The sequence below is a fragment of the Sodalis sp. (in: enterobacteria) genome (assembly GCF_051710625.1).
GTDB lineage: Bacteria > Pseudomonadota > Gammaproteobacteria > Enterobacterales > Enterobacteriaceae > JBPESN01.
In genome coordinates this window covers 1-26,415 of record NZ_JBPESN010000017.1, presented here as the reverse complement: position 1 = coordinate 26,415, position 26,415 = coordinate 1, and the positions used below count along the sequence as shown (strand labels likewise).

At 54.6% G+C, this 26,415-nt stretch carries 20 protein-coding genes, 1 tRNA gene and 12 pseudogenes; 8 read left to right on the top strand and 25 right to left on the bottom strand.

Annotated elements, in window-relative coordinates; all coding sequences use genetic code 11:
• Positions 1 to 7: 7 nt before the first annotated feature.
• From ACTBDU_RS06730 to ACTBDU_RS06695, 8 genes and pseudogenes are all read right to left on the bottom strand, one after another.
• Positions 8 to 1,048, bottom strand: a complete 1,041-nt coding sequence (locus ACTBDU_RS06730) for a hypothetical protein (protein ID WP_438805949.1) — start codon at positions 1,046 to 1,048, stop codon at positions 8 to 10.
• Positions 1,032 to 1,214, bottom strand: coding sequence for a hypothetical protein (locus tag ACTBDU_RS06725; RefSeq protein ID WP_438805948.1), 183 nt, complete (start codon positions 1,212 to 1,214; stop codon positions 1,032 to 1,034). The genes ACTBDU_RS06730 and ACTBDU_RS06725 overlap by 17 nt, the downstream gene beginning before the upstream one ends.
• Before the next feature lie 51 nt (positions 1,215 to 1,265).
• Positions 1,266 to 1,826 (bottom strand): annotated as a pseudogene (locus tag ACTBDU_RS06720) (hypothetical protein).
• Between the two features lie 46 nt (positions 1,827 to 1,872).
• On the bottom strand, positions 1,873 to 2,319 hold the full coding sequence (locus tag ACTBDU_RS06715; RefSeq protein WP_438805947.1) for a hypothetical protein: 447 nt from the start codon (positions 2,317 to 2,319) through the stop codon (positions 1,873 to 1,875).
• Positions 2,320 to 2,581: 262 nt separating this feature from the next.
• Positions 2,582 to 3,214, bottom strand: a complete 633-nt coding sequence (locus ACTBDU_RS06710) for a CHAD domain-containing protein (protein WP_438805965.1) — start codon at positions 3,212 to 3,214, stop codon at positions 2,582 to 2,584.
• A gap of 42 nt (positions 3,215 to 3,256) precedes the next feature.
• Positions 3,257 to 3,475, bottom strand: a pseudogene (locus ACTBDU_RS06705) (CYTH domain-containing protein); the annotation flags it as partial.
• Positions 3,476 to 3,493: 18 nt separating this feature from the next.
• Complete coding sequence (locus tag ACTBDU_RS06700; RefSeq protein ID WP_438805946.1) at positions 3,494 to 3,637, bottom strand: hypothetical protein; 144 nt, start codon at positions 3,635 to 3,637, stop codon at positions 3,494 to 3,496.
• Positions 3,638 to 3,655: 18 nt separating this feature from the next.
• On the bottom strand, positions 3,656 to 3,832 hold the full coding sequence (locus tag ACTBDU_RS06695) for a CYTH domain-containing protein (protein ID WP_438805945.1): 177 nt from the start codon (positions 3,830 to 3,832) through the stop codon (positions 3,656 to 3,658).
• A gap of 397 nt (positions 3,833 to 4,229) precedes the next feature.
• Between ACTBDU_RS06695 and ACTBDU_RS06690 the strand changes: the two are divergent.
• Positions 4,230 to 4,850: pseudogene (locus ACTBDU_RS06690) on the top strand (TIGR04211 family SH3 domain-containing protein).
• 101 nt (positions 4,851 to 4,951) lie between these two features.
• Positions 4,952 to 6,199, top strand: coding sequence for a multifunctional CCA addition/repair protein (locus tag ACTBDU_RS06685; protein WP_438805944.1), 1,248 nt, complete (start codon positions 4,952 to 4,954; stop codon positions 6,197 to 6,199).
• A gap of 197 nt (positions 6,200 to 6,396) precedes the next feature.
• Here ACTBDU_RS06685 and bacA read toward each other — a convergent pair whose 3' ends face one another.
• Positions 6,397 to 7,218, bottom strand: coding sequence for an undecaprenyl-diphosphate phosphatase (gene bacA, locus ACTBDU_RS06680; protein ID WP_438805943.1), 822 nt, complete (start codon positions 7,216 to 7,218; stop codon positions 6,397 to 6,399).
• A gap of 140 nt (positions 7,219 to 7,358) precedes the next feature.
• Positions 7,359 to 7,718, bottom strand: a complete 360-nt coding sequence (gene folB, locus ACTBDU_RS06675) for a bifunctional dihydroneopterin aldolase/7,8-dihydroneopterin epimerase (RefSeq protein WP_438805964.1) — start codon at positions 7,716 to 7,718, stop codon at positions 7,359 to 7,361.
• Between the two features lie 105 nt (positions 7,719 to 7,823).
• Between folB and plsY the strand changes: the two are divergent.
• Positions 7,824 to 8,402 (top strand): annotated as a pseudogene (gene plsY / locus ACTBDU_RS06670) (glycerol-3-phosphate 1-O-acyltransferase PlsY).
• A 66-nt stretch (positions 8,403 to 8,468) separates the two neighbouring features.
• Here plsY and tsaD read toward each other — a convergent pair.
• A pseudogene (gene tsaD / locus ACTBDU_RS06665) lies at positions 8,469 to 9,476 on the bottom strand (tRNA (adenosine(37)-N6)-threonylcarbamoyltransferase complex transferase subunit TsaD); the annotation flags it as partial.
• Between the two features lie 450 nt (positions 9,477 to 9,926).
• Between tsaD and rpsU the strand changes: the two are divergent.
• The 3 genes from rpsU (at position 9,927) to rpoD (ending at position 14,017) form a co-directional block, all read left to right on the top strand.
• Positions 9,927 to 10,142, top strand: a complete 216-nt coding sequence (gene rpsU / locus ACTBDU_RS06660) for a 30S ribosomal protein S21 (protein WP_438805942.1) — start codon at positions 9,927 to 9,929, stop codon at positions 10,140 to 10,142.
• Between the two features lie 127 nt (positions 10,143 to 10,269).
• Complete coding sequence (gene dnaG / locus ACTBDU_RS06655) at positions 10,270 to 12,018, top strand: DNA primase (protein WP_438805941.1); 1,749 nt, start codon at positions 10,270 to 10,272, stop codon at positions 12,016 to 12,018.
• Between the two features lie 151 nt (positions 12,019 to 12,169).
• Positions 12,170 to 14,017, top strand: a complete 1,848-nt coding sequence (gene rpoD, locus ACTBDU_RS06650) for an RNA polymerase sigma factor RpoD (RefSeq protein WP_438805940.1) — start codon at positions 12,170 to 12,172, stop codon at positions 14,015 to 14,017.
• Positions 14,018 to 14,144: 127 nt separating this feature from the next.
• Here the strand turns inward: rpoD and mug are convergent.
• Positions 14,145 to 14,644: pseudogene (gene mug / locus ACTBDU_RS06645) on the bottom strand (G/U mismatch-specific DNA glycosylase); the annotation flags it as partial.
• Between the two features lie 134 nt (positions 14,645 to 14,778).
• Here mug and ACTBDU_RS06640 point away from each other — a divergent pair.
• Positions 14,779 to 14,854 (top strand) — tRNA-Ile (locus tag ACTBDU_RS06640).
• A 513-nt stretch (positions 14,855 to 15,367) separates the two neighbouring features.
• A complete protein-coding gene (gene nadS, locus ACTBDU_RS06635; RefSeq protein ID WP_438805939.1) occupies positions 15,368 to 15,658 on the top strand; it encodes a NadS family protein in 291 nt (96 codons plus the stop codon).
• Between the two features lie 788 nt (positions 15,659 to 16,446).
• On the opposite strand, the pseudogene ACTBDU_RS06630 reads toward nadS, so the two are convergent.
• From ACTBDU_RS06630 to ACTBDU_RS06570, 13 genes and pseudogenes are all read right to left on the bottom strand, one after another.
• A pseudogene (locus ACTBDU_RS06630) lies at positions 16,447 to 18,141 on the bottom strand (hypothetical protein).
• A pseudogene (locus ACTBDU_RS06625) lies at positions 18,128 to 18,679 on the bottom strand (hypothetical protein). The pseudogenes ACTBDU_RS06630 and ACTBDU_RS06625 overlap by 14 nt, the downstream one beginning before the upstream one ends.
• Positions 18,651 to 19,376, bottom strand: a complete 726-nt coding sequence (locus tag ACTBDU_RS06620) for a hypothetical protein (RefSeq protein ID WP_438805938.1) — start codon at positions 19,374 to 19,376, stop codon at positions 18,651 to 18,653. The pseudogene ACTBDU_RS06625 and the gene ACTBDU_RS06620 overlap by 29 nt, the downstream one beginning before the upstream one ends.
• A 318-nt stretch (positions 19,377 to 19,694) precedes the next feature.
• Positions 19,695 to 19,817: a tail fiber assembly protein gene (locus ACTBDU_RS06615; RefSeq protein WP_438805963.1), complete on the bottom strand. Its 123-nt coding sequence runs from the start codon at positions 19,815 to 19,817 to the stop codon at positions 19,695 to 19,697.
• Between the two features lie 16 nt (positions 19,818 to 19,833).
• Positions 19,834 to 20,142 (bottom strand): hypothetical protein, encoded by a 309-nt coding sequence (locus tag ACTBDU_RS06610; protein ID WP_438805937.1) that lies wholly within the window; start codon positions 20,140 to 20,142, stop codon positions 19,834 to 19,836.
• 1,021 nt (positions 20,143 to 21,163) lie between these two features.
• Positions 21,164 to 22,193, bottom strand: a pseudogene (locus ACTBDU_RS06605) (phage tail-collar fiber domain-containing protein); the annotation flags it as partial.
• A 9-nt stretch (positions 22,194 to 22,202) separates the two neighbouring features.
• Positions 22,203 to 22,790, bottom strand: a pseudogene (locus tag ACTBDU_RS06600) (phage tail protein).
• Complete coding sequence (locus ACTBDU_RS06595; RefSeq protein ID WP_438805936.1) at positions 22,783 to 23,034, bottom strand: hypothetical protein; 252 nt, start codon at positions 23,032 to 23,034, stop codon at positions 22,783 to 22,785. The pseudogene ACTBDU_RS06600 and the gene ACTBDU_RS06595 overlap by 8 nt, the downstream one beginning before the upstream one ends.
• A 15-nt stretch (positions 23,035 to 23,049) precedes the next feature.
• A complete protein-coding gene (locus tag ACTBDU_RS06590; RefSeq protein ID WP_438805935.1) occupies positions 23,050 to 23,688 on the bottom strand; it encodes a baseplate J/gp47 family protein in 639 nt (212 codons plus the stop codon).
• Positions 23,689 to 23,697: 9 nt separating this feature from the next.
• Positions 23,698 to 23,871 (bottom strand): hypothetical protein, encoded by a 174-nt coding sequence (locus ACTBDU_RS06585; protein ID WP_438805934.1) that lies wholly within the window; start codon positions 23,869 to 23,871, stop codon positions 23,698 to 23,700.
• Between the two features lie 100 nt (positions 23,872 to 23,971).
• Positions 23,972 to 25,093, bottom strand: a pseudogene (locus tag ACTBDU_RS06580) (IS3 family transposase).
• A gap of 196 nt (positions 25,094 to 25,289) precedes the next feature.
• On the bottom strand, positions 25,290 to 25,646 hold the full coding sequence (locus ACTBDU_RS06575; RefSeq protein WP_438805933.1) for a tail fiber domain-containing protein: 357 nt from the start codon (positions 25,644 to 25,646) through the stop codon (positions 25,290 to 25,292).
• A 168-nt stretch (positions 25,647 to 25,814) separates the two neighbouring features.
• Positions 25,815 to 26,415, bottom strand: a pseudogene (locus ACTBDU_RS06570) (hypothetical protein); the annotation flags it as partial.

Here is a 26,415-nt window from a genome sequence, read left to right as displayed (position 1 = left end):
GCTGACCTCACGGCGCAGCGTAGCGGGATCGTGCGGTAAGATACAGCACGCGACGGCGAATGGCGTTGAAACCTTCCTGCAATGCTGGGGAGCCGTACACCATCCGCGCGCGCACCAAAGCCTGATGCTCCCAGGTCCAGGCCTCATTAAGCTGATAGTCCTCGAACGCGGTGAGCGTACTCACCAGCATCCCAGCGGCGCCGGATGGCCGCAGCCGGGCGTCCACTTCATACAAAACCCCCGCCGGGGTCATGGCGCTGAACAGATGCATGACCCGCTGCGCCAGCCGCAAATAAAACTGCTGTCCGTAGATGACGCGCGGTCCATCGGTCACGGCGTCATCAGGACACTGATGCAAAAACACCAAATCCAGATCGGAGCTGTAGCCTAACTCCCAGCCGCCCAATTTACCGTAGCCGATGACCGCAAAGCCGCCGTCCTGTCCGTCATGCAGATACGAGGGCCGCCCGTGGCGCGCGACCATTGATTTCCACGCCTGCCGAATCACGGTTTGGATCATAACTTCCGCCTGATAGGTTAAATGATCGCTGACCTTCATCACCGGCAGCACGCCGGCAATATCGGCGGCCGCAATGCGCAACTGTTGCACCTGCTTGAATTGCCGCAGCGCCTCCAGTTGCTGCTCCTTATCCTCTTCGGGCACCCGCAGCAGATATTGGCACAGCTCGTCGCCATAGGCCTCCGGCGCCGGGAGGGGGGGGTGATAAAGGGTCGCGGGGTCCAACAATTCGTCCAGCAGCAGCTGATGCCGTGCCAACTGGCTGGCGCACATCGGCGAACGGGACGCGGCGCGCAGACGAGCCAAGTGCTCCAGCGTGCCGGAGTACTCTAGTAACAGTTCAAGGTAGGTGGTACGAGAGACGATACTAAGCAACATCGGCGCCAGACGAGCAAACACCTCGTCCGCCGCGTCCCGTTCGCCGATGTGCGTCAGAAGCCGCAGCATAAGCGCGTCCAGCACTTCCCGGCCCCGCGGGCCTAGTGTGCGGTTGGCGACATCGCGGCGGAAATCAGCGACATACTGCATACTGCGTCAGACGCGGCCAGGGCACGCCTTCCCCGTCGGCCTCTGTCGCTTGCGACATCGGCTCCTGCCACAGCGCGGCCGCCGGGCCGGGCGTATCGTTATCTTCAGCATCGGGGGCATCGTCGTCGCCAATCAGCTCATCGAACACCACCCTGACCGCTTGCATGTGGGCGTCCAACGGGCGGGTGAGCTGCGGCCAGTCCGCCTCCTCCATTCCCTAGGCGAGACGCGCCTGATTGAGCGGATCGGTAGGCAAAGTTTGCGTCTGCTGATCATTGATGTTCTGCAACAAATTTTCCAACCGTCGCAGGTAGAGAGGTGGGCCGCACTCAGACGGGCGCTTTGCGCCGGCGTGAGCAGGCCAAGCGCGCCGATGGTCTCAAGCGTCGGCAATAAGGCGCGCGTCGCGCGACTGCAGGCGCGGCTCGCGGCCGCCGCGAATCAATTGAAACACTTGAGCGATAAACTCTATCTCACGGATACCGCCGGCGCCCAGTTTGATATCGTCCTTCAACCCGCACCGCCGGACCTCGCAGGCGATCATTTGCTTCATATTGCGCAGCGACTGGATGACGCTAAAGTCAATGTAGCGGCGATAGATAAATGGACGCAACATGCTGCGCAATTCCTGGCTGTAGGGATCGCCATCGCCGCCCAACAGCCGCGCTTTGATCATCGCGCAGCGTTCCCAATCCCGCCCCTGTTCTTGATAATAATCCTCCAGCGCGGCAAAGCTCAGCACGAGCGGCCCACTATCGCCGAACGGCCGCAGCCGCATATCGACCCGATAAACAAAGCCGTCCACGGTCGGTTGGTCGAGCGCCTTAATCAACCCGCTGACCCAGCCGGGTAAAAGACTGGGCGTTATCCAGCTCGCGGCGGCCGCCGCGGGTGAACCCGTTTTCATGGTAGGCGAAAATCAAATCAATATCGGAGGAAAAATTCAGCTCCCCGCCGCCTAGTTTGCCCATGCCCAGAATCAGCAGCGGCTGTGGCGTGCCGTCCGCACCGCAGGGGGTATCCCATTCGCGGCAACACGCCTGCCACAGCCAGTCGCGCGCGGCGATAATCAGGGTTTCCACCAATTGGCTTAGCTGGGCCAGGGTTTCGCGGGTATCACAGAGGCCGAGAATTTGCGCCCAACCAATACGCACCAGCATACGGCGCCGGAACAAGCGCAGCTCGCGCATCAGCGCGGATTTATCATCAATTGCCGCCAGCCGGGCGGCCAGCAACGCGGCATAATCCCGCCATTCGCCGGGTTGCGGCACCTACGTCGCCAGCGCCTGCTGCCGCGCTGGATGGCATTGCAGCGCGTCGCTGATGAAATCACTCATGGCGAGCGCCCGCAGGGGTTGCGTCGTCCACCGGCGCCGGTAATCCGGCCGCCGACTGCTGTCCTTGCTTACGCAGGAGCGGCAGTAAAGGTCGCGTATTCATGGTCAATATTCCCTGGAGACAAACATGCCTCTCCGGCGGAGTGTTAACACCAGGCTTTCGCTATTTTAGCCAGAATCCCACCTGCGCCAACGCCTAACGCCGTAAATGTTCCCTATCATCGGATCCTGGCTGCACGATAGACTGATGCAGCGCTGTCCAATGCATCAAACAGGCCACCACCTCGGTCGGCCGATAGGCGCCGGACAAGACATGAAATCCCATCAGCCGGCGCTCCAGCCGCGGCAACTGCTGCAGGTATTCTTCATGGGAGAGCGTACGGTTAAACGCGACCTTCAATTCCACGCCGCAGCGCGCAAACGTCATATCGGCGAATTGCCGGTAGGCGCCGGCGAGCTTCTTGCGCGTGTCCTTATCAGCGGTGTTCTGCCAAACGCTGAACAACAGCCAGGACGTCAGCGCCAGCTTGGTACGCAGATAGACGGGCTGATAACAAATCACCTGCGGATCAGCCTGTTCAGCGCCGATTAACGGCACGATATCCGCCAGTAGCCCGCGTAGCGCAGAGGTGGCTTTGCGGCTGACCAGATTCCCCATCACGCGAAAGGTCTCGCGTATCAGCGTGATGCCCTTCAGCACGCCGGCCAAGGCCGGCGCAAGCCCGCGCAACCAACGCTTCTCATGATATTGCCAATGATCCAGCGCAAGGTGCAGCGCCGCGCTCATGCCCTCCTCCACCGTCGCCTGCGCGGCGGGATTAAGCCGGATGGCGCGCGGGGGATTTCCTTGCTGAAGATGATAACCGCGCGCGGCTTTACTCAGGCTACCCAGACGAAGGCCACCGGCATCACTCAGCGTGCTGGCGAAAACGAATAGATCGCGGGCGTTACCGCTCAGTAATTCCATTTCCAGCTCGCAGATCGGCTCATGCAGCGCGCCGGCACTCACCTCGCCCCGATTCAGCGCCAGCTCGATCTCGCTTTCACCCTGCCTCACTCGCCACTTCTCGCGGGCGAAATCGGTGGTAAATAGCGGCTTGAGTCGCGATTACAGCGCGGCGGGATCAAGCTCAGGCGGCCATGCCTGTGCCGGTAACCGAGCGAGATCCAGCATCGCCCCCGGCAGCGGCACATTAAATTCCGGATGCTGATGCAAGCCGCCGATGACCTGGGCGGCGGTTTTCATTGTCATCTCACACTGTCCGTTCACCTAACGGATACGTAACCCTATGCCTTGGCGGCGAAAATCAAAGCCATCCGTCTCAAAATAGGTATTGGTCAATTGCCGAAGCGCATGACCGTCATGGCCCATCGCCAATAACCACTGCCGCAACGCAGACAGCATCTCGGGCTGAACGATAAATTTTAACTCGATTTCTTCATTCATAGTGTTATATGGCCATACCGGTAAAATACATTGACGCTTAAGCCATCCCTGGTGGCGACTTATTGCTTAAGATGGCAAGTGTTAACGCCTAATCATGGCCTTAATGGACAAAACGCACAAGCCCAACGGCACTTTTCGTGTGACGAGAGGTCCGAAAATCTCATCGTTTTTGACGCGTTTTGTCATTGTCGTCCCTCCCACCCGCCGCCGGCGGCGAAGAGGGTACGCCGCGCCGTAACTGCGTGGCGCCGGCCTGTAGACGCCGGCATCATCGTGCTGGGGGCAGCAACGGCTATGCGCTTCGTCCGATAAGAGTGTTCTCATTTCGGACCCGACATTGCGTCGTCAAACTGAAGCCACCACTATCGTGCACCATTTGCTTAAAAATGACGGACTAATGCTGAAATTACGCCATATTTACTTCATCGCGGTCGGTCTGGGTTTCGCCTGCGCCGCCAACACCGACGAGCCACGTTATGTCTCAGACAACCTGCTGATCTATATCCATAGCGGTCCGGGTAATCAATACCGCATTGTCGGCACTTTGAATTCCGACGACGCCGTTACGCTTCTCGGCCAGAATAATGACACCGGCTTCGCCCGGGTACGCGACGAAAAGGGGGGCACCGCCTGGATCCCCTAGGATCAGCTGAGCGCCCAGCCCAGTCTGCGCACCCGGGTGCCGGCGCTGGAGAAGCAGGTGCAGGATCTGACGCAAAAGCTGGATACTATCGACGCGAGCTGGAATCAGCGCACGGCCGACATGCAGAAAAAAGTATCCACCAGCGACGGCGTGATCAACGATCTCAAGAAACAGAATCAGGCGCTGAAGGATCAACTTTCGACCGCACAGAAAAAGGTCAATGCGGCGGAGGTTCAGCTTGACGACAAACAGCGTACCATTATCATGCAATGGTTCATGTATGGCGGCGGTGTGGCTGGTGTGGCCCTACTGCTGGGTTTGCTGCTGCCCCATATCATTCCCCGGCGCAAAAGAGACAACCGCTGGATGAACTGAGCCGCCCGCGACACGGGTGGCGATGAATCGCGCGCGAGATACGGCTACACTCAATGGACAAGTACCGATAAAGGCAACACCGGCTTTGCCAGGAGAGAATTGTGAAAAAATATCTGGTCGGCGGCGCCGTGCGTGACGGTCTGTTACAGCTCCCCGTCAAGGAACGAGATTGGGTGGTGGTCGGCGCAACTCCGCAGGAGATGCTCGCGCAAGGTTATCAGCAGGTCGGCAAAAATTTTCCGGTTTTTCTGCATCCCGATAGCCGCGAGGAGTATGCGCTGGCCCGTACAGAACGTAAATCCGGTCAGGGTTATACCGGCTTCATCTGCTACGCCTCGCCGGAAGTCACGCTGGAAGAGGATCTGCGCCGCCGCGATCTCACCATTAATGCCATCGCCCGCGACGACGAGGGTAACCTGATTGATCCCTATCAGGGACAGCAGGACATCCGCCAGCGCTGGTTGCGCCATGTCTCCGACGCCTTCGGCGAAGATCCGCTGCGCGTACTGCGGGTCGCCCGTTTTGCCGCGCGTTTCGCCCATTTGAATTTCCACATCGCGCCGGAAACGATGGCGTTGATGCAGCAGATGACCGACGAGTTGCCGCTGCTGGCGCCTGAGCGTGTCTGGAAAGAGACGGAGCGGGCGCTGCTAACCCGCAACCCGCAGGTCTATTTTCAGGTCCTGCGCGACTGCAGGGCGTTAAAAGCGCCGTTTCCGGAGGTGGACGCGCTATTTGGCGTCCCGGCGCCGGCGAAATGGCACCCGGAAATCGATACCGGCATCCACACGCTGATGACGGTGTCGATGGCGGCCCAGTTAACGGACGATATCGCGGTACGCTTCGCTACCCTTTGCCACGATGTGGGCAAGGCGCTCACGCCGCGCGAGCTGTGGCCCAGCCACTACGGCCACGGCCAGGCGGGGGTGAAGGTGGTGGAAGCGCTGTGCCAGCGCCTGAAGGTACCCAATCCGCTGCTCGATCTGGCCACGATCGTGGCCCGCTACCATGATCTGCTGCACGGTGCCCAGAGCCTGACGCCAAAGACACTGATAAAATTGTTCAGCGCCATTGATGTCTGGCGCCGACCGGCGCGCCTGGAGCAGATGATCCTCGCCAGCAAAGCCGACGCCCGTGGCCGTACCGGTTTTGAGAACCATGCCTATCCGCAGGGGGATTTTCTGCGCGACGCGTTCCGCGTAGCCAGTTCAGTCAGCGCGCGCGATGTGATGGCGGCGGGATTCAGCGGCACGCAGATCGGCGAGGAGCTCAACCGGCGACGCCAGCAGGCGCTGGCGAGCTGGAAGCGACAGCAAGGGAACAGCGATACCGAGACCATTCAGGACTGACCCTTACTGCACCGCGTATATTGCCTTAAATACTGCATATGCCGTCAGACATGCAGTGCCCATGGCGCCGGGCGGATAACGCCCAGGCGGCCCCGCGGCTATCGTTCCCACCGGCGGCGCAGCAAAAACAGCAGTCACCAGCCAGCCAATCAGTTAATCAGTTAATCAGTTAATCAGTTAATCAGTTAATCAGTTAATCAGTTAATCAAGATCCAATACACCACCTCCGCCAGAATAAAGCGGTAAATAGCAAACGGCACGAACGAAATACGCTTAATAATTTGCAAAAAGAATTTGATAGCGAGCAGCGCCACCACAAAGGCGGCAACAAAGCCGATAGCGAACATCGGAAAATCCTGCCAGGCGAGAAACGGCAGGCTTTTGTACAGATCCAGCACCGTCGCGCCCAGTATCATCGGCACCGCCAGGATAAAGGAAAACTCCGATGCGGCGTAACGGCTAACGCCGACTAGCAGGCCGCCGCTGATGGTGGCGCCGGAGCGGGAAAAGCCTGGCCACAGCGCCAGACACTGGAAACAGCCGATGAGAAACGCCTGGAGATAAGTCAAATCGTCGATGCCCGCCGCGCGCGGCACCTTGGGCTTCAGCCATTCCCCCGCCAGCAAAAGCACACCGCCGACCATCAGGGCATACATCACGTAAATCGGGGCAAAAATAACTTTGATTTGCTCATGAAACACCAGCCCCAGCACCACCGCCGGGATTATGCCCAGCAAAATATGACCGAGACGCAGGCGACCGCTGCCGATACCCTCGTGAAGCACCTGGCCAAAACAAATACCGATAAGACCAAACAGCCGGCGCCAAAACACCACCACCACCGCCAGAATTGAGCCCAGCTGGATGATGACCTCAAAGGTCTTGGCTTTATCATCCGTAAAACCAAGCAGGCTACCGACCAATATCATATGTCCCGTCGAAGAAACCGGCAGAAACTCCGTTAACCCTTCCACCACCCCCAGAATGAACGCGATAACCCACTCGTGCATATCCGCCATACAACGTTCTCCTCAAAGTTACGACAATAAAAAAGCGGCGGTATGTAAACAGATCAACCGCTAAATCTCCCGCAAATTGCGACAAACATACGATAATTTGGTTGCAATCACATGGCCAAATGATTACCGCTGCGCTATTTTCAGACTTTTCGCCGCCCGCGCTTGATGATAACGCCAACGTTGGCCGCCTGCGGCACCGCGCCGGGTTTACCGATTTTGATACGTATCCAGGGCAGTTTAAACTGGGTCATCAGCTGCTCCGCCGTCTCTTCAGCGACGCGCTCCACCAGTGCGAAACGCTTGCCGCTCACCAGCGACAGCACGGCGTCGGTGACATCTGCATAGCTCAGGCAGTCGGCAACATCATCGCTACGCGCCGCCGGGCGGTTGTCCCAGCCCATCTCCAGGTCGAACACCAATTTCTGCAACCGTTGCTGTTCCCAGTCATAGACGCCTATCACCGCCATTACCGTTAATTGCTCAATAAATACAATGTCCATATGCCATACTCGGTTTTTGTGGCTATCGGATACCACTTCCTCGGGAATATGCGTATTATCCATAAATAGCGAAATAAAACGAATGTTGATAAATGGAATGTGGTTATGAATGCTATCGCGATTGGCATGATAATCTTCGCCTACCTGTGCGGTTCAGTCTACAGCGCGATTCTGATCTGTAGGCTCGCCCGCCTGCCGGATCCCCGCACCAGCGGCTCCGGCAATCCCGGCGCCACCAATGTGCTGCGGCTCGGCGGTAAGCTGGAGGCCACGGGCGTAATGGTTTTCGATGTCCTGAAGGGGATGATCCCGGTGTGAATAAGCTACGGCCTCGGCCTGCCGCCGTTCTGGCTAGGTTTGGTGGTGATCGCCGCCTGTCTTGGCCATATTTATCCGATTTTCTTCTATTTTCGCGGCGGTAAAGGGGTCGCTACCGTGCTGGGGGCCATTGCGCCCATTGGCTATGACCTGTCCGGCTTAATGATAGGCCCCTAGCTTTTAACGGTGCTGCTCTCTGGCTACTCTTCGCTAGGGGCTATCGTCAGCGCCCTAATCGCCCCCTTCTACGTCTGGTGGTTCAAACCGCAGTTTACCTTTCCGGTGGTGATGCTTTCCTGTCTGGTGCTCCTGCGTCACCACGACAATATCCAGCGACTCTGGCGCGGCCAGGAAAGCCGCATCTGACGCCGCCGGCAAAAAGATCGGGATATCGACCGGCAACAAAGCAAGCACTGACTCAGGCGCGCCCAGCGCCGGCAACGCCTCCAGCGGCCAGCGCGGCCGTACCGACACCGCCAGACTCGCCTGCGACCCGCCCTGCAGCCGCACCATGCCCGCGTAAGCGATCATCGCGCCATTATCCGTACAAAACTCGGGACGGGCGTAAAACACTTCTCCGCCACGTTGGCGCATCATTTCGCCCATACTCGCGCGCAGCGACTGATTGGCGCTAACGCCGCCGGCCATCACCAACCGCTGGAATCCGGTCAGATCGAGCGCGCGGCGGCATTTTATCATGAGCGTTTCCACCACCGCCTCCTCAAACGCCCGCGCGACGTCCGCGCGCATCTGGTGATCATCGGCACCGGCGCGCACGGTGTTGGCGGCAAAGGTTTTCAACCCGGAGAAGCTGAACGCCAGCCCCGGACGGTCGGTCATCGGACGCGGAAATTTATAACGCCCCGGCACGCCCTGCTGCGCCAGACGCGCGAGCATCGGGCCGCCGGGATAGTCCAGCCCCAGCAGCTTGGCGGTTTTATCAAAGGCTTCGCCGGCGGCATCATCAATAGACTCCCCCAGCAATTGATATTCGCCAATGCCGGTCACGGCGATAAGCTGGGTATGACCGCCGGAAACCAACAGCGCCACGAACGGAAATGCCGGCGGATTCACCTCCAGCATCGGCGCCAGCAAATGCCCCTCCATGTGGTGGACGGCGACAGCCGGCACCCCCCAGGCATAGGCCAGCGCGCGGCCGACGGTGGCACCGACCATTAGCGCGCCCACCAGCCCCGGACCGGCGGTGTAGGCCACCCCATGGATATCCGACGCCTGCAGGCCGGCCTCGGCCAGCGCCGCCTGGATAAGCGGCACGGTTCTACGGACATGATCGCGGGACGCCAGCTCCGGCACTACGCCGCCATAATCGGCGTGCAGTTTCACCTGGCTATAGAGCTGATTAGCCAGCAAACCTTGTTGTTGATCGTAAATCGCCACGCCGGTTTCATCGCATGACGTCTCAATACCCAATACGCGCATAATCTTTACCGCCCTTTTTTGCGGCGCACAGTTTACCATATTTGCGCCGCTGCGTGGCCTACGGACGGCTGCTTTGGCGCAAAGCCCTTTCTTCTCGTCGGTCGTCATGCTACAAAAGCCGACCCGACGATCGCCGGGCAAGCGGCAGAATCCCACGGTAGCTCACCGCGATCCCGCCGCTTGCCCGCGGACGGTGTCAATGAACGTCCGCGCCGCCGGATCGGGGGTTTTGCGTCGTGATGCCCCGTTCAGGGTCGATTTCGTGCCCACTTTTTTGCCCGAATTTACGCCTGACATCAGCGGGTTGTGTGGCAACCGACGTGCAGCGAGTAAAATCACGCAATGCGGCGCTTTACAAAGCAGGCAGGCTTAGAGTAAAATCCCGAACCTTTTTGAAAAGGCTGGCACTGGTCAGCGACAAAATCCGAATTCTATCGAGGTGAGCGGCAGATGCCGGTAATTAAAGTACGTGAAAACGAGGCGTTCGACGTAGCACTGCGTCGCTTCAAACGTTCCTGCGAAAAAGCGGGTGTTCTGGCCGAAGTTCGTCGTCGCGAGTTCTATGAAAAACCGACGACCGAACGTAAGCGCGCTAAAGCGTCCGCCGTTAAACGTCACGCCAAAAAACTGGCTCGCGAAAACGCACGCCGCACTCGTCTGTATTGATTTTCCGGGGTGCGATCAACCCCGGCCGCGTGATTAATCCGCAGACTTAGCTGTTGCATACGAAACCATGCCATCCGGAAGGATCGTGCAACTTGTAGTCGTTCAAGTGCTTACCTGACAGGGGCTTATGGCTGGACGAATCCCACGTGTCTTTATCAATAACTTGTTGGCGCGAACCGACATCGTCGATCTGATCGATGAACGGGTGAAGCTCAAAAAGCAGGGCAAGAATTTTCACGCCTGCTGTCCATTCCATCATGAGAAAACCCCGTCGTTTACCGTGAACGGCGAAAAGCAGTTTTACCATTGTTTCGGCTGTGGCGCCCATGGCAACGCCATCAATTTCCTGATGAATTACGACCGGCTGGAGTTCATCGAATCCATCGAAGAGCTTGCCGCCCAGCACGGCCTGGAAGTGCCCTATGAAACGGGCACCGGCCCGAACCAGCAGGAGCGCCACCAGCGACAAAGCCTGTACCAGTTGATGGACAAACTTAGCGGCTTCTATCAACAGGCGCTACAGGCGCAGACGGCATTGGATGCGCGCCACTATCTGCAACAGCGCGGGCTAAGCAAAGCGGTCATCAACCATTTTACCATCGGTTTCGCACCGCCGGGCTGGGACAACGTCTATAAGCGTTTTGGGCGTTCGGCGGAGGATCGCGCCTCGCTCAACGATGCCGGTATGCTGGTTGTGAATGACAACGGCCGCACCTACGACCGTTTTCGCGATCGCATTATCTTTCCCATCCGCGACAAACGCGGGCGGGTTATCGCTTTTGGTGGCCGTATATTGGGCGAGGGTCAGCCGAAATACCTGAACTCGCCGGAAACCGATATTTTTCATAAAGGTCGCCAGCTGTACGGTCTGTATGAGGCCCAGCGGCAGCATCCGGAATTATCCCGGCTGCTCGTGGTCGAAGGGTATATGGACGTCGTCGCGCTGGCACAGTTCAGTATCGACTACGCGGTGGCTTCGTTGGGCACCTCGACCACCGCGGAGCATATCCAATTGCTGTATCGCGCCACCGATCGGGTGATCTGCTGCTATGACGGTGACCGCGCCGGACGGGAAGCGGCCTGGCGCACGCTGGAAAACGCGCTGCCCTACTTGACCGATGGCCGCCAGCTACGCTTCATGTTTCTGCCCGACGGCGAGGATCCCGATACGCTGGTGCGCAAAATCGGCAAAGAGGCATTTAAGCAGCACATCGGACAGGCGCAGCCGCTGTCGACGTTTCTATTTGAAACGTTGATGCCCCAGGTGGACTTAAGCAGCCCCGACGGCCGCGCCAAGCTGAGCACGCTGGCGCTGCCGCTGATAGGCCAGGTACCGGGCGAGACATTGCGTCTCTACCTGCGCCAGCAGTTGGGCAATAAACTCGGGATCCTTGACGACAGTCAACTGGAGAAACTGCTGCCCAAGGCGGCCCTTAAGGCAAATATTTCACCACAGCCGCGGATAAAACGCACAACCATGCGTATCCTGATAGGATTGCTGGTGCAGCATCCGCGGCTTTCCGCCCTGGTACCTACTGTGCAGGGTCTGGAGCAGGCAAGTCAGCCGGGCGTGCCGTTATTTGTTAAATTAGTGCAGGCCTGCCAGGGTCAGCCGGGGTTAACCACCGGCCAGTTGCTGGAGCATTATCGGGAGAATAAATTCTACTCCCAGCTTGAAACCCTGGCGACCTGGAACCACATGATCATAGATGAGATGATCGAGGCGACATTTGTCGATACCCTGGCGAGCCTTTACGACTCCATACTTGAACACCGCCAGGAAGCGCTTATCGCCCGCGACCGGACTCACGGCCTGACGGCCGAAGAACGCCAGGAGCTCTGGTCGCTGAATCAGGCGCTGGCGAAAAAAACCTGAATGACAAGGCTTAATTGCCTATATCTGGCAGGGCCAGACCCTGTGCAATGCCGTATTGGGCTGCGGCGCGAAACAAAGCCCAGATCTCTTGTTAGTGATGCGCTTTCACCAACCAACACCGAATATTACTCTGAAGTGTGGACACCGTCTTATGGAGCAAAACCCGCAGTCACAGCTCAAGCTGCTTGTCACACGTGGTAAGGAGCAAGGCTATTTGACCTTTGCCGAGGTCAATGACCATCTGCCGGAGGATATCGTCGACTCCGATCAGATCGAAGATATTATCCAGATGATAAATGACATGGGCATCCAGGTGATGGAAGAAGCACCGGACGCCGATGACCTGCTGCTGGCCGAAACCACCTCCGACACCGACGAAGATGCGGCGGAAGCCGCGGCGCAGGTCTTGTCCAGCGTGGAGTCCGAAATTGGGCGCACCACCGACCCCGTGCGCATGTACATGCGCGAAATGGGCACCGTGGAGCTGCTGACTCGCGAAGGCGAGATCGATATCGCCAAGCGTATCGAAGATGGCATCAATCAGGTCCAGTGCTCGGTCGCCGAGTACCCTGAGGCTATCACCTACCTGCTGGAACAGTACGACCGCGTCGAAGCCGGCGAGGCCCGCCTGTCCGATCTTATCACCGGCTTTGTCGACCCTAACGCGGAAGAAGATATGCCTCCTACCGCGACCCATATCGGTTCCGAAATCTCCGCCGACGAAATCGCTGATGACGACGACGAGGATGAAGAGGACGGCAACGACGACAGCACGGTTAATGATAACAGCATCGATCCGGAGCTGGCGCGGCAAAAATTTGTCGAGCTGCGCGAGCAGTACGAAATCACCCGTAACGTTATTAAAACCAACGGGCGCCGCCACGCTAAATCGGCCGCTGAGATTCTAAACCTTTCCGATGTATTCAAACAGTTCCGCCTGGTGCCGAAGCAGTTCGATTACCTGGTCAACAACATGCGCGCCATGATGGATCGCGTGCGTACCCAGGAACGTTTGATCATGAAATTGTGCGTTGAAATCAGTAAGATGCCCAAGAAAAACTTCGTCGCACTGTTTGCCGGCAATGAACCCAGCGAAAGCTGGTTCAAAGCCGCGCTGGCGATGAACAAGCCCTGGTCGGAAAAACTGCACGAAGTCGATGATGACGTGCACCGCAGCCTGCAGAAACTGCGCCAGATTGAAGAAGAAATCGGTTTGACCATCGAGCAGGTGAAGGATATCAATCGCCGTATGTCGATCGGCGAAGCCAAGGCGCGCCGCGCCAAGAAAGAAATGGTCGAGGCGAACCTGCGTCTGGTTATCTCTATCGCCAAAAAATACACCAACCGCGGTCTGCAGTTCCTGGATCTGATCCAGGAGGGCAATATCGGTTTGATGAAGGCGGTGGATAAATTTGAATACCGTCGTGGTTACAAATTTTCCACCTACGCCACCTGGTGGATCCGTCAGGCCATCACCCGTTCTATCGCTGACCAGGCGCGCACCATCCGTATTCCAGTGCATATGATTGAGACCATCAACAAACTTAACCGTATCTCCCGGCAGATGCTGCAGGAAATGGGATGCGAACCGACGCCCGAAGAGCTGGCGGAACGCATGCTGATGCCGGAAGATAAAATCCGCAAGGTGCTTAAGATTGCCAAAGAGCCTATCTCCATGGAAACGCCCATCGGCGACGATGAAGATTCGCACTTGGGGGATTTTATCGAGGACACCACCCTCGAACTGCCGCTGGATTCCGCCACCTCGGAGAGTCTGCGCTCAGCCACCCACGATGTGCTGGCTGGTCTGACCGCGCGTGAAGCCAAGGTCCTACGCATGCGGTTTGGTATCGACATGAATACCGACCATACGCTGGAAGAAGTCGGCAAGCAGTTTGACGTCACCCGCGAGCGTATCCGTCAGATCGAAGCAAAAGCGCTGCGTAAGCTGCGTCACCCGAGCCGTTCTGAGGTCCTGCGCAGCTTCCTGGACGATTAAGTTCCGGTTTTGCTGGCGGCCCTTTCCCTTAAGGCGCTCAAAACATCGCCCCGCAGCACGCCGCGGGGCTTTTTATTGCCCGTCGCCCATGAGCGCTGGAAAATGCGCAAGCCTGCGGTAAGCGAATGCGGCGGGGGAGCGCGCCGGCCAGGTCGCAATACGCCACCAGTAGTGCATCACCGCTTATGCGGCTTAGCCCGCTGGGGTTAAGCAAAACCCACAACTGCGTGGCGCCAATGCGCATTTCCTGTCGCCCCCACGGCGCATTTCTTACCCGAAATGCCTGGCAGTATAAGCTTGCTTGCCTAAAATTGCCAGCGCCTGCAGCTGGAACGTTTCTATTTTGGCCACCAGCCGCTCGCCACCCTGGCGATATTCCGCCAGCGACGCCTCTGAAACTTCGGTGGTAGGGCGCGTCACCAGCATCGTGATCCCGCACTTCGTTTCCAGCAGCCGCTGCTCCTCCTCCGGCGGCAGCTGATGCGCCGTAAAGCCTGCAAGATAGATGAGTTTCCAAAAGCGATTGTTAGGATTGGCGAAATGTACCCCTTTATGCGCGCTGGATAACCCAGGATTGATACCGCAGAACACCACCTTCAGTCCCTGCCGGAGAATATTTTCTATCATTGAACCCTCTCTTTTATCTCTAGCCGTGGCGCCGATAATTAACAATTTTAGCCAAAAAACGGCGATAAATCATTCATCTGGCGGGAGTCACTATAGACCTGGTTGGAGGCATCATTTATAATCAACGCCCACTTGGCCCCTTAGCTCAGTGGTTAGAGCAGGCGACTCATAATCGCTTGGTCGCTGGTTCAAGTCCAGCAGGGGCTACCAAATCTAGTTATTAAACTCATTAATTTAAGCCATCTCTCACGGTGGCTTTTTTGTCTATTGTTTACTAAGTGTCGCAAAAGTGTCGCACGAACTTTCTTCCAGATTATTTTGCTCATCCTGCCTTCGTAATTTACAAACGCTTTAAACTCGTACCCTGTACAACCTTCTGTTGGCAGTCGTACTCTGTACGAGTATTATATTTTCAAGGAGGAGAGATGAAATACTTCGAATCCATAGAAACCCCGGTTTTCCATAAGTAGCGCTCAGAACTGATTGATGATGACAGTTTTCAGAAGTTTCAGGCTTTTTTGCTTAAAAGCCACGAAGACGGCGACACCATTAGTAAAACAGGCGGATACGAAAAAATTCGCTGGGGACTGGAAGGAAAAGGGAAGCAAGGTGGTGTGCCAGTTATTTACTACTGCCTTACTGAGCAAGAGAAGAAAGTACTAAACCAGATTTCACAGATGTTAAACAGGCCGCAGTAGCGGCCTCAACTAATGAGGCTATACGATGGAAAAAAAACTCTTTGACCAGCTTACCAAAAGCATGGAACAAATGGTGGCCATCGAAAAAGGCGAACTGCCCCCAGACGCCGTTCACCGCGACCACTTACCTGACGTTAAAAGCATGCGGGCATCAAGCGAACTGACGCAAGGTGAATTTGCTGAAGCCGTAGGCGTCAGTCCTTCTCTAGTACAAAGCTGGGAACAAAACTGCCGCGTGCCGTCTGGCTCTTCTCTAAAATTATTACTGATGATTGAACGCGACCCCTCCTTGTTAACTGAGTTGCGCGCAATATAATCAAACCACTTTTTTCAGTTTAGCAAAACGCCGCCATCCTGCAAAAGCCCGCGCCAATACTGGAATCGCGGGTTTTTTTCGATTTGCTTAACTTGACGCCATCTGATCCTACCCCTCTTTAAATAAAGATTTTTTATCATATTTTTCAAATGATTGCATTTCTCCTCAATTTTACCGCAGACCCTTTTTTGGAAAAAACTGTAATTACTTTCACTCTTTTCAGTTTAGATTTTTTGCAAATCTGCCAGCGATGGCGCAGGCTGGCCGGATGTTTTGTATCTTAGGGAAAACTGAAATCATTTTCATCTCGAAAACCGCAGGCGGGTGCGGTGTAGCGCCGTTTTCGTCACTTCCCTCGTTACTTCGTGGATGTAATGCTGGGCAAGCGCCACGCTATGCCGCTGCGCTTGTTGTGGTAAGGGGTAGTAGCAATGGCGCGGCTAACGCGTCGCGCTAAAAGCATTTTGTGTGGTCTGGCGTGGGGTATGAAAAAACCCGCATGATGCGGGTTTAGTCTGTTGGCAGGAGTCGTGTGTGTGTGGGTTCAGGCAAGGTTTTCTATTTTTCTGAGGACCTCCCTTTGATGGCTTCGACAACCTCAGCGAAACGCGCCTGAACTTCCATTTTATCGGTAGACGCTTTGGCTAGCGCAATCTGCATATCTTCCAGTGTACTCATTTTCCTTATCCCTGTATCTGACGCCTTATGGCAATCCATATCCATTTTTTTGTCTCGCCAGATTGTTTCAAGCAAAACCAAGAGGCGACCAGTAAGTGAGCAATAATTTATCAGGCTATGAACGGCGAATATTTGCCGGTCAGGTTATCAGCCTGCGCTCCTGCTTCCCTTATCGCGTCCGCGTTCGGCGGCGTGCCGGTGTTGCTATGGCTATGGCTATGGCTGGCCGTCTGCTCCGCCAACAGCTTAACCACATCGAGAGTATTGAGCATCAACTGCGCCAGATTGACGATATCAGAGCCAACCCATACTGCCGGGGTGATAATTTCCTGTTTGATTGCCCCTACCCTTTTGCGAATTTGGCTAATTTGCTCAGTCAGATTCTGCCCCGTGGTGGTTGATTTGTTTCCGGCTATCTCTGTTTCATCATCACCGCCCACGTTAGCCAGCCGATTATACCCTGCACCGCCTGGCTATAATATCCAAAGCTAATCTGTTGGATAGCCCCGGCCATCAGCGTGGCGGCACCCAGCACACAGGTCTTGTCCCTCGCTTTGATGGTCGTTTCCTGGCTAACGATTTCGCGGTTTTCGGTATCAGCCTTGACAACACGGATCATTGAGCTTTCGCTAATGCTCTGGTCCGTTTGCCTGACTCAATCTCCCGCCTGCGTAACGCGCTACGAGACCTCGGCGCGCTGCTGCTGTAACTGTTCTCCCGGTTGGATCGCCGGCAGACTGCTGCCATCCGGGACCGTCTGGCGGATAAAGAAAGGGCTTATCTGGCCTGCCGCCGGTAAAACCGATCTCTACCAGTGTGCCCTCAGGGGGAAACTAGAACAACCCGGAGTCATTACCGGCCATCGGTACCGGCAATGCCACAGCGGAATATACCGGCGTCGCGTTATCCGTGTTGCCGTCTGCGTCCAATAATTGCACATCCACTGCATAGCGCGGGCGAAGCGGATCAGCAACGTTGCCGTCAGTGACCGCCTCTGTGGCGCGATGACTCGTGCAAACTTGGGCAGATGTAAACCTAATGCCAGTTCAGGGTAATGCCTTTCCATCTGGCGCTGAAGCGGCGTTTTCTGTAATGATTTGCCGGTGGCTTTATTTCGCGGTGGCCAGAATACCGTCATGATGCCGTTGTTCAGGTGAACTTTGGTCAAGCGCTCCCCGTTCATTTCCACGCCGGGCTGCAGGGCTTTGGATAACCGGCAATGATAAGAAATTACCCCCGGCAACGCGCTGGCTGAACCCGGCCGGGAAATCCATGGCTTTACCGGCAAATAACGATTTTTCCGCGGCGGCAACATACACGTCGCCATCCGGCAGCTGATACCAAATGTAATCATTGATGCCAAATGCACTGCCCAGATTATCCAGCAGCTGGAAACCGCTGCCGCTGTGCGTGAAATGCGGGATAGGCTTATCCGCATAGTCAACATACGGCACACCAATGGCTATCCCGCTTTACTCTTCTAGCCAACTGGCCACACTGCGCAAGGTGGGGTGCTGAAACGAGCATGGTTATAACCGTTCATATACCCCGACTAGTTCCCGCACATACAGCCGTTGATAGCTGTTTTCTGCCGGCTGCGCCCGCTCCACATAGCCCGTAAACCAACGCAGCAACAAATCAGCATATCCTACATCAAGACGCACCAGTTTGCCGGTGTAATCCTTTGTCGTCTCCGCCGTGATAAACCCGCGGCCGCAGCTGCAGCTGTTAAGCTCCAGCACAAGATTACTGTCAGCTGCGTGGACTTCATCGTTAGACAGATACAGCTGTTTAACAGGTTTCATCCGCCCCCCCCAGTGCATCATTAAACGGTTTCAATACCCGACTTTCAAACCATGTCAGTTTTTTAGGTGCTTCCTCAGCAAGTTGCCCGCCGTTATTGACTGTTTGCTTCTGCGCCGTTGTTTTACTTGTTGCCCGCGCTTCACGTTTCTCTTACACGCTTAGATGTTCGGTCAACGTAAATGTCACTAGCCAGGCCATTTTCCCGTCCTGTTGTAGTGTATCCAGCGTGCCGGTAAATATCGTCTCGCGGAAGTTAATCGCCCGCGCCACATCATGCGCCACACGATAAAGCTGTCGTTGGCCGCCGGCATCTGTGGCGCTGGCTAGCTTGAAGATGCAGCTCAGGATTTCAGGCGTTTTAAACGGCACTTCGTTCGAGATGCGCGGCTCTTTGCCTTTCATTCTCTGTTCCGATTTCGTCGTGGCACTGGTTTCGCCGGATTGGTCTTTCTCTTTAAATTGCTGTGTTAAGGTGACGCGCATGTTTTTCATTAAAATAGCCTCGCCATTAAGCGCCAGCGTCGGGATCGATGTCATGTGTCATTCCTTTAATACCGTCCAGATTATCGCCGACTAGCATCATCGCTGCGGTGTAAACGGCCGATGGCACGGGGATCTTTTTGATTAGTGCAATCAGTGTCGAGGGAAGATCACCACTGGCGGTAAACACCCAGGCTTTAGCGCTTTTTCCCTGTAATGCATCAAGACCCCTTGCAATATCACCAAGCATGCTATCGCGCTGGTTTGAAAAACCACTGACCTGTTGTTTAAGGCTGGCCACATCAACCGCCGATGCCGCGCTATCCGCCGCCGCCGTCAAAGTGGCACAGGATAACGCGGCACGACTGGTTGGGATGGATAGCGTCATGGCGTCGGGTAGCCCTTTGCCGTACTTTATTAGGATTTGCATCCTGCAGCTTGCCAGTTCTGCCGTTGCCTGCGCTTGTCGATTTATTTGTGTGAAAGTCGGCGCCAGGAAAACGTCAATCAGCTGATTCAGCTTTGCCATGAAAGTTTCCTGAGTCTGGCCGACCACCATCATAATCACGATGTCAGCCACCCTACCCGTACCGGCTAATTTCTGTGCCAAATAAGAAATGGCATTGACAGGACTCAGATAGGCACCGTTTTCTGTCTGTTGCCCCAATCCGTAAACCCAGGGATGCGCGGATATGACGGAGCACTCCAGTGCTCCAACAGAATCCGTAAATGCCAGCTTGGCTTCACACCACATAATAACCATCCTCGGCGACACTTCATTAACTATATTTTAAATATTTACATTATCTTTTAATATAACACCCAAAGAACATCTACTTTCCCGCTAAAAACCATAAGCAAACTCATATTATTATACAGTGAATACGATTTATTTGTTTTTAAGCAGCAACGAGCCTAAATTATATCAAAAAATAAATAATCGTTAACAAAACAGGGAAATCACGACTATGGTTTTATTTTACGTATTTGCATGCCTTCTGGTCATATTACTGCCCATTGCACTTTTGAAACTTATCAACCGAAAGAAAACGCCTCAATATGAAGGAAAGCACTATGATTGATTGGGCTTATTAGGCCAGGTAATATTCGTTGTTTTGCTCGTATTAACACGGTTTAACATGACCCGATATTTTCGCCATTCGTCGTAGAGTTCTTTTTCGTCTTTTGTTGCTATGTCCAGTTCAACCGCATCATGTAGCGACGCTGGCTTCTTGCATTAGAGTGGCTTTACGCCCCTCCGCGATACGTGTAAGCTCCTCCTGTGTCGGTGCAGTCCATTCACTGTTTGACCAATAATAATCACGTGCGGGTATCAGGCTAATAGCGCCATATTCACCCGCAATCGCCCTCTTGTAAATACCTTTGCCTGCGATATCAGTCGGCATCGCCGTAAATGAAATAAATTCTGCATTTCGGATACTCACATCGACGTCAACTGATACAGAGGGATCACGACTACGAGGATTTTTAATCACCGTTTCTAGTTCTTTGTTTGCCATTATCAATTTACCCCTTGCTATAATGATACACGATGCGCATCGTTGGTGGTTCGCATCGCGCCACAACAGCACCATGACCCTGGCAATGCCCAATCAAGGTAAGTACCGTCAGCTGTAGATAGATATAAATTACCGCCTGACACCACCGTATTCATATCGACATTGCCCGTATTTCTCCACGCTAAAGCAAATGTGCCGATAGTGTCCTGATTTTGGGTACGGGGCAGAAAGTTATTATTAACCCAGTCCCTGAGCCAACCGCCCCATTGACTGCCATAAAGATCACCATTTGTCGCAAACCGCGCCTGACCATTGACCGCCTGGCATTCACCCTTCGCCAAAAAAGCACCATCATCTTTAAACCGAAAGTAATGCCTTTTATCCGCTTTGTTGACAATCACGCGGCATTCCAAATAGGAGTTGGCCATGTCGATAGTATAGAATTCCACCGATTGATCACTCGTATCACCATAGGGGTAAAATATGCTGCCTGCCGATCTCACCTCGCCATTGTTGTTCTTACCCTCACCCAGCATTTTTACCATGCTGTTAAACGATGCTTTTTTGGTGACCGCCAGTGATGGCGTGGTCACGTCACGGGATCCCACCGAGCCACCAGCGGCCGGAAACGCCTCAATATCCGCCGGCGTTGGTTCATTCTCTTCCAAATAGATTTCAATCCAATTAGTCCAGGTCGCGCGCCCCTTGTAAGTGCGACGAAATGTCCGGTTTTGATACGAGCCTGACGTGCCATAACCATTGGCAGTCTGGATAATGCGTAACGGATCACCCGTCGATTGGGAATCAAAACTTTGCACATCGATTAACCAATACCCGGCCTTTTCAGTGATCGGGCCATTGACCGGCTCATTGATAGCAAAGCGGCCATTCTCTTTTAGGCTATTAACGTCCGTGCCCGTTTCAAAATTTAGCACGGGCTGTATGCCGTAAGCTTGCAAACCGATATTTTTTTGAGCTTCCCGCTGCGCTTCACCCCCTGCTGCTTCAAATTCCGACAGACGATTTTCCGCTAACAAACGATTATTGGCGTTATCATTGGCCTCTTTAACAGCTTTCGGCGTCGCGGCATGTTTTTCGCTTACGCTGTTGGTGGCACTGTTGAGCTGGACAAAGTTTTTTGCGGACAAGCTGGCATCCGGGTGATTGCGTGATTGCTCATGCCGTTTTAAGGCATCGCTAGCCGGCCTGCCCGTCAAGCGTGCCGTGCGGGCGTAAGTCGGTTATGGGGCCGTCTGCGCCAATGCTGGCCAAAGCAAACACATAATGCTGCACGCCATTTTTTTCATAATCCGCTAAATTGTCAGCCGGTTTAATATCACTTTGTACGCCCCAAACGCTGATTAACGTCCCTGTCCAGCACACATCCAGCCAGACAGTAATGGGTGTCTCGGTGACGGTAATACTTTTGTCGGCGGACAGCTCGGCACGCAAGCCGGCCACATAGCTCGCGCCTTTTGTAATGAAAAATTGGTTGCCGGTTTTGCCAACCAGCCAGCCATCGCTAAAAAATGCCGCCGCCCCGTAAAGGTCCATATTCTCAAGACGCTGGCGCTCGTCCATACCGGCAATACGCGCGGTAAAGTCTATTTGCCAGGTCTCTGCCGGGGTATTGATGCCGGTTTCAACCTGGGCACCATCAAACTCCATCAGAAAAGAGCGCGTCAGCACATTACCTTGCTGGCCATCGACGGTTTTGAGTTTTTGCTGAAGCGGCGCATGCACAATCATGGCAAGCGCGCCGTTGGTCTTGTTGATAAGCCCTATCCAGTTAAACGAAAAATCTCCCACTTCGGCACCCAATACCACCGAATGGACCACCGCGTTATCGTTAACCACCCCTTTCGGCTTACTGCCTGGCGGTGAACAATTTGCGCCGCCGGCGGCATACCTTCCTTGCGATCGATAGGCGTATCAGGATCCAGTTCCGGCACATGCGCAAAAACAAACTCGTCCAGCACAATTGCATCCTGGGTGACGGCCTGCTGGGCCTTCCATTGCTCAAACGCCAGCGTAATAATGGTTTGTGACATTGTGTTTCCTTACACTTTCGCGCTAAAAATTGCGTCGTTATTTCCGGTCAAGCCCAGCGCCGCCGAATAAGTGATTAATTCGCCCTGGTCCCACCCTGCCCGAATAGCTAGGGTTTCACAGGTCATAACTTCAAATTAATAGCGGCGGCAAGTCCGGCCATACTGGCGGATAATCTGAAGCATCAATTGCCTATTGTCAGAGACCTGGCTATCGGTAGCCCGCACCATGATCACGTCCCAGTCAATGCCCGGTTGTCGCTCCAGCAACTCAACATAGCCGATGCCCAGCCGGTCAAATATATTGATAAATCCCTGCACCGACCCCGCATCGGCGGCGTTAACAAACGCATAAGTCACGCGCTTTCTGAACAGGCTCTGCGGTTCACCGTCGAAACGGGTGATATCGCGATCATAAGCCAGTAATGTTAACAGTGACGCGGCACAGGTCAGCGGGTCAAACTGATTGAGAGGCCAGGTGATCCACCCATACACCCGCGTCCAGAATGCCCGGGCGGCGGACAATAATTTGGCCGGCTCGCCGGCATTCATCCAAAAGGGCAGCGCCAAAGCCGCCAGTTTTTTTATGAAGTTATCCATTTTTCAGGTTCACCGCCAGACTATCAAGCCGCAGTATACTCAGCGCGCTGGTAATATCGTCCAGAGAAAACGTTAGCGAATCCGTAGCGGGAAATGCCTGATGGATTTTCTTTGCCAATTGGGAAAAGGGAAACCGTGAATAAGGCCAGGTTTTCATCACCTCGTAATCCGTGTTTTCATGAAAGGCGCAGCGCACTAGATTTTCAACGTCTGATTTCAACGTGTCGCTTTCCTCAGCGCTCATAGTTAGCCAGGTCATTTACCCAGACGGTAACAGACAGGTCATGCCGCGTCTCAGGCATAGCGAAACACTGCATATCATCGCCATGGCCGTGATGCCCCTGGGTACTGATATAGTCGTTGATTTCGTCGATAAACGGCCCGGACGCCACGCCGCTATCCAGTAGCAAATAGGCGTTTGCCGTACCCGGCCCGCGCGGCGCGTCATGTTCAAAATAGATACGGTTAATGCTGACACCACCACGCCGGCGATCACGGACCGGTACACCGCATCGGTATGATAGTTGCCCACTAAGTTAAACTGATTGCGGCACCGCTCACGCAGTTCATCATCACTTTCTTCGTCTGCTCCCGGTATCGTCACCCAATCCTCTTCGCTGGCGGCATGGCTGATACCGTCAACGGCGGCCGGCAAGATGCGATAATAGCCGGGGGCGAGGTTATAGGCGCCGCCGCTGCCGGTGGCCTTAACAGGGATCAACGCATTCGCCGTTCCGGCCGGGATGACAACATCGGTCATGGTCGCCAGTTCATAAACCGTTCCGTTGAACCGCTCCGTCTGTATCAGGGTATTCGCTTTAACCGTTACCACGTCGTCGGCAATCTCTTTATAAAACCGGATAACCCCTTGTGCCGCGCTGGCGGGCTTTGGCGTCACGTTTACCGCCTACACCAAAAGCCGCAACATCTGTCCGCCCGTTGTTGCGATAAACATATTCGCCAGCACGGTAGACACCATGGCGTCTTTCAGCCATATGACCTGCGCAATCACTATCGCGGTGACCAGCCGCCAGAACGGCGACATTCGCGACGTATTAGTAATCAGCCCTTCATCAGCCACCACACTGCATTAAAACGGGAACGCACATGCCTCTTTTGTGGTCGGCATGCTGCTGGCTTTCAGGACCTCTTCAAAATCAGTTTGGGGCTTTTTGTAGTGGTCAACTAAAACTAGCCACCGCGTTAGCGTTTTTCCAGTATCTATTTTCTGATTCGTTTGATGGCAACCCACCGTTATATTCATGCGGCCTGAGTGCGCTGTAATATCCCACGATATAGTCGGTAATTTTGCGAACTGCTTTGCTGAAGCTTATGTAGGCCGTTACCGGCATCTACTCGTTTTTCAGACTTCTGAAGAAGCGCTCCATCGGACTGTTATCCCAACAGTTACCACACCGACTCATGCTTTGTTTAATCCGGTAACGCCATAGCAACTGTCGGAACTACCTGCTCGTATAGTGACTACCCTGATCGCTGTGGAACATCACTCCGCCTGGTTTACCACGCGTTTCCCATGCCATTTCCAGTGCTTTGATGGTCGGTCTGCTGTCAGGGGAGAACGACATAGCCCAGCCCAGCGCTTTCCTCGCGAACAGATCAAGAACAACCGCAAGGTATGCCCAGCGTTTCCCGGTCCAGATATACGTCACATCGCCGCACCATAGCTGGTTTGGCTCCGTTACAGTGAACTGGCGCTCAAGATAATTCGGTATTTCAACGTGTTCATTGCCGCCGCGTTTGTATTTGTGAGCCGGTAGCTGGCAGCTGGCGATATCCAGCTCTTTCATGAGCCTGCCTGCGAGCCAGCGCCCCATCCAGAAGCCTCTCTGGGTTGCCATGGTGGCGATACTTCTCGCGCCAGCGGCACCATGGCTGATATTGTGCAGTTCATGAACCTGACTGCGCAAATACCGTTCGCCTGCCGTCTGGCCTGTCAGAACGACTTTTCCAGTATTTGTAACTGCTGCGATGAACCCTGAACACGTGGCAGAGTGTGGCCACAGGATAATGCGCTCTGATTTTCCCAATTAACGAGAACTGTTCAGGGAGTCTGACATCAAGAGCGCTGTAGCCTTTTTTAATATTTTGTTTTCTATTTCAATGCGTTGTACCTTCTTCTTGAGCTCATGTATTTCGATTTGTTTCGGGGTTATGGGAGAGGCTTTTGGCGTTTTCCCCTGTCGCTCATCACGCAGTTGTTTTACCCATTTCGTTATCGTAGAAAGGCCGACGTCCATGGCTTTTGCTGCTGGCACGGCGGTGTAATTTTGGTCGATAACCAGTTGAGCGGATTAGCGTTTGAATTCAGGACTAAAATTTTTCCTTTTCATTGGTGCACCCGTGTTGTTCTAAGGTGAGCATATCACCTCTGTTCAGGTGGCCAAATTCAGTGTGCCACTACACCTCAGCACGGGTAGACGGGTCGCCATCATGGAACAGGCCATTGGCAGTGTCGATTGGCGAAATAATCTCTTTCATTTAGGGTGTCTCCCCGTCATTATCCATATTCTGAGTCTGTGCCAGTGATTCGGCCACGTCCAGAGCTGAGCACATTACGGTTTTCAGTGCCTCAATCTCTGCCTGCTGCGCTTTCACTTTCGCGGACAGGTCTTTTACTTCAATCAGCAACGCTGTGATACTGCCGTAGGCGACGGCTTTTACATTCTTGACAACCGTGCCATCACTCTCGTGGTAATCCCCCGAATTACCTACTGCCTCAGGCAGGGCCTTTTCCAACGCATCGGCCATCACACCCACCTGACGATGTTCGACAAGGACATACGTGTAGCCCGTCAGCGTTTCGACTTTTGCAAGGCCATTTTCTATTTTTCGCAATATCGCTTTTTATTCGCCGGTCCGAGTTATTTTGCCAGTGCCCCTGCATGGCATAAGCGCTACCGTCATCCTTAAAAACGAACCACTTAATGTTATCGTTACCGCGATTAATAATAAGGCGATGTTCATAATGACTGCCCACCACATCGGTACCGTAAAATTCCGCGCTCATGGGATTGCCTGGATAAGGGTAATAGCGGCATTCACCTGAACGTGTCTCGTTGCCGCTTTGCCCCGGCCATAAAAATGGAGAATATCCATGAGATAGCCGCCACCGGATAGCGAGACGGCTTTGCCAAAGGTCGCTCCACCACTGGCGGTCAGTTTTCCACCCACTTCAAGGTCTTGTACCCAATGCAGGCGCTGGGTATTCCATTCGCCGGTTTTAACATTGTTGGCGTACAGCGCCACGCTGCCTTTGCCACTGGCAATCAGCCCTGAATCGCTGTCGCCGACATTGACCGAATGGGTGATCTGCAGACTGCCGTTAACCGTGCCACCGGTACGTTTGTCCAGTGCGTTTTGTGCCTGTTCAACGGTATTTTTTAACCCCAGATTAGTTACGAACGCCGCCTTATCCGGGATATCTGCGCCGTTGTTTTTCCTGAGCAGGCTGCGTTTTTCATTCTCCTGCCGGGCTTCCGCAATCAACCCCTTGATGGCCTCGGCCAGCTGGTTATGTTGCGCCGGATTGGGCTGCATTCCGGCGGCCGTCAGAATATTTTTCTGCTCGATCTGGGTATTGATGACCGCCCCCTGCATGGCGTTC

What these genes read in the sequence shown, in the direction of transcription:
- nadS (WP_438805939.1), top strand. Translation starts at nt 15,368, where the DNA reads ATGGAAAAAAAACTCTTTGACCAGCTTACCAAAAGCATGGAACAAATG.
- ACTBDU_RS06610 (WP_438805937.1), bottom strand. Translation starts at nt 20,142, where the DNA reads ATGGCAAACAAAGAACTAGAAACGGTGATTAAAAATCCTCGTAGTCGT.
- folB (WP_438805964.1), bottom strand. Translation starts at nt 7,718, where the DNA reads ATGGACATTGTATTTATTGAGCAATTAACGGTAATGGCGGTGATAGGC.
- ACTBDU_RS06730 (WP_438805949.1), bottom strand. Translation starts at nt 1,048, where the DNA reads ATGCAGTATGTCGCTGATTTCCGCCGCGATGTCGCCAACCGCACACTA.
- ACTBDU_RS06725 (WP_438805948.1), bottom strand. Translation starts at nt 1,214, where the DNA reads ATGCAAGCGGTCAGGGTGGTGTTCGATGAGCTGATTGGCGACGACGAT.
- ACTBDU_RS06620 (WP_438805938.1), bottom strand. Translation starts at nt 19,376, where the DNA reads ATGTGGTGTGAAGCCAAGCTGGCATTTACGGATTCTGTTGGAGCACTG.
- rpsU (WP_438805942.1), top strand. Translation starts at nt 9,927, where the DNA reads ATGCCGGTAATTAAAGTACGTGAAAACGAGGCGTTCGACGTAGCACTG.
- ACTBDU_RS06695 (WP_438805945.1), bottom strand. Translation starts at nt 3,832, where the DNA reads ATGAATGAAGAAATCGAGTTAAAATTTATCGTTCAGCCCGAGATGCTG.
- bacA (WP_438805943.1), bottom strand. Translation starts at nt 7,218, where the DNA reads ATGGCGGATATGCACGAGTGGGTTATCGCGTTCATTCTGGGGGTGGTG.
- ACTBDU_RS06700 (WP_438805946.1), bottom strand. Translation starts at nt 3,637, where the DNA reads ATGACAATGAAAACCGCCGCCCAGGTCATCGGCGGCTTGCATCAGCAT.
- rpoD (WP_438805940.1), top strand. Translation starts at nt 12,170, where the DNA reads ATGGAGCAAAACCCGCAGTCACAGCTCAAGCTGCTTGTCACACGTGGT.
- dnaG (WP_438805941.1), top strand. Translation starts at nt 10,270, where the DNA reads ATGGCTGGACGAATCCCACGTGTCTTTATCAATAACTTGTTGGCGCGA.
- ACTBDU_RS06595 (WP_438805936.1), bottom strand. Translation starts at nt 23,034, where the DNA reads ATGAGCGCTGAGGAAAGCGACACGTTGAAATCAGACGTTGAAAATCTA.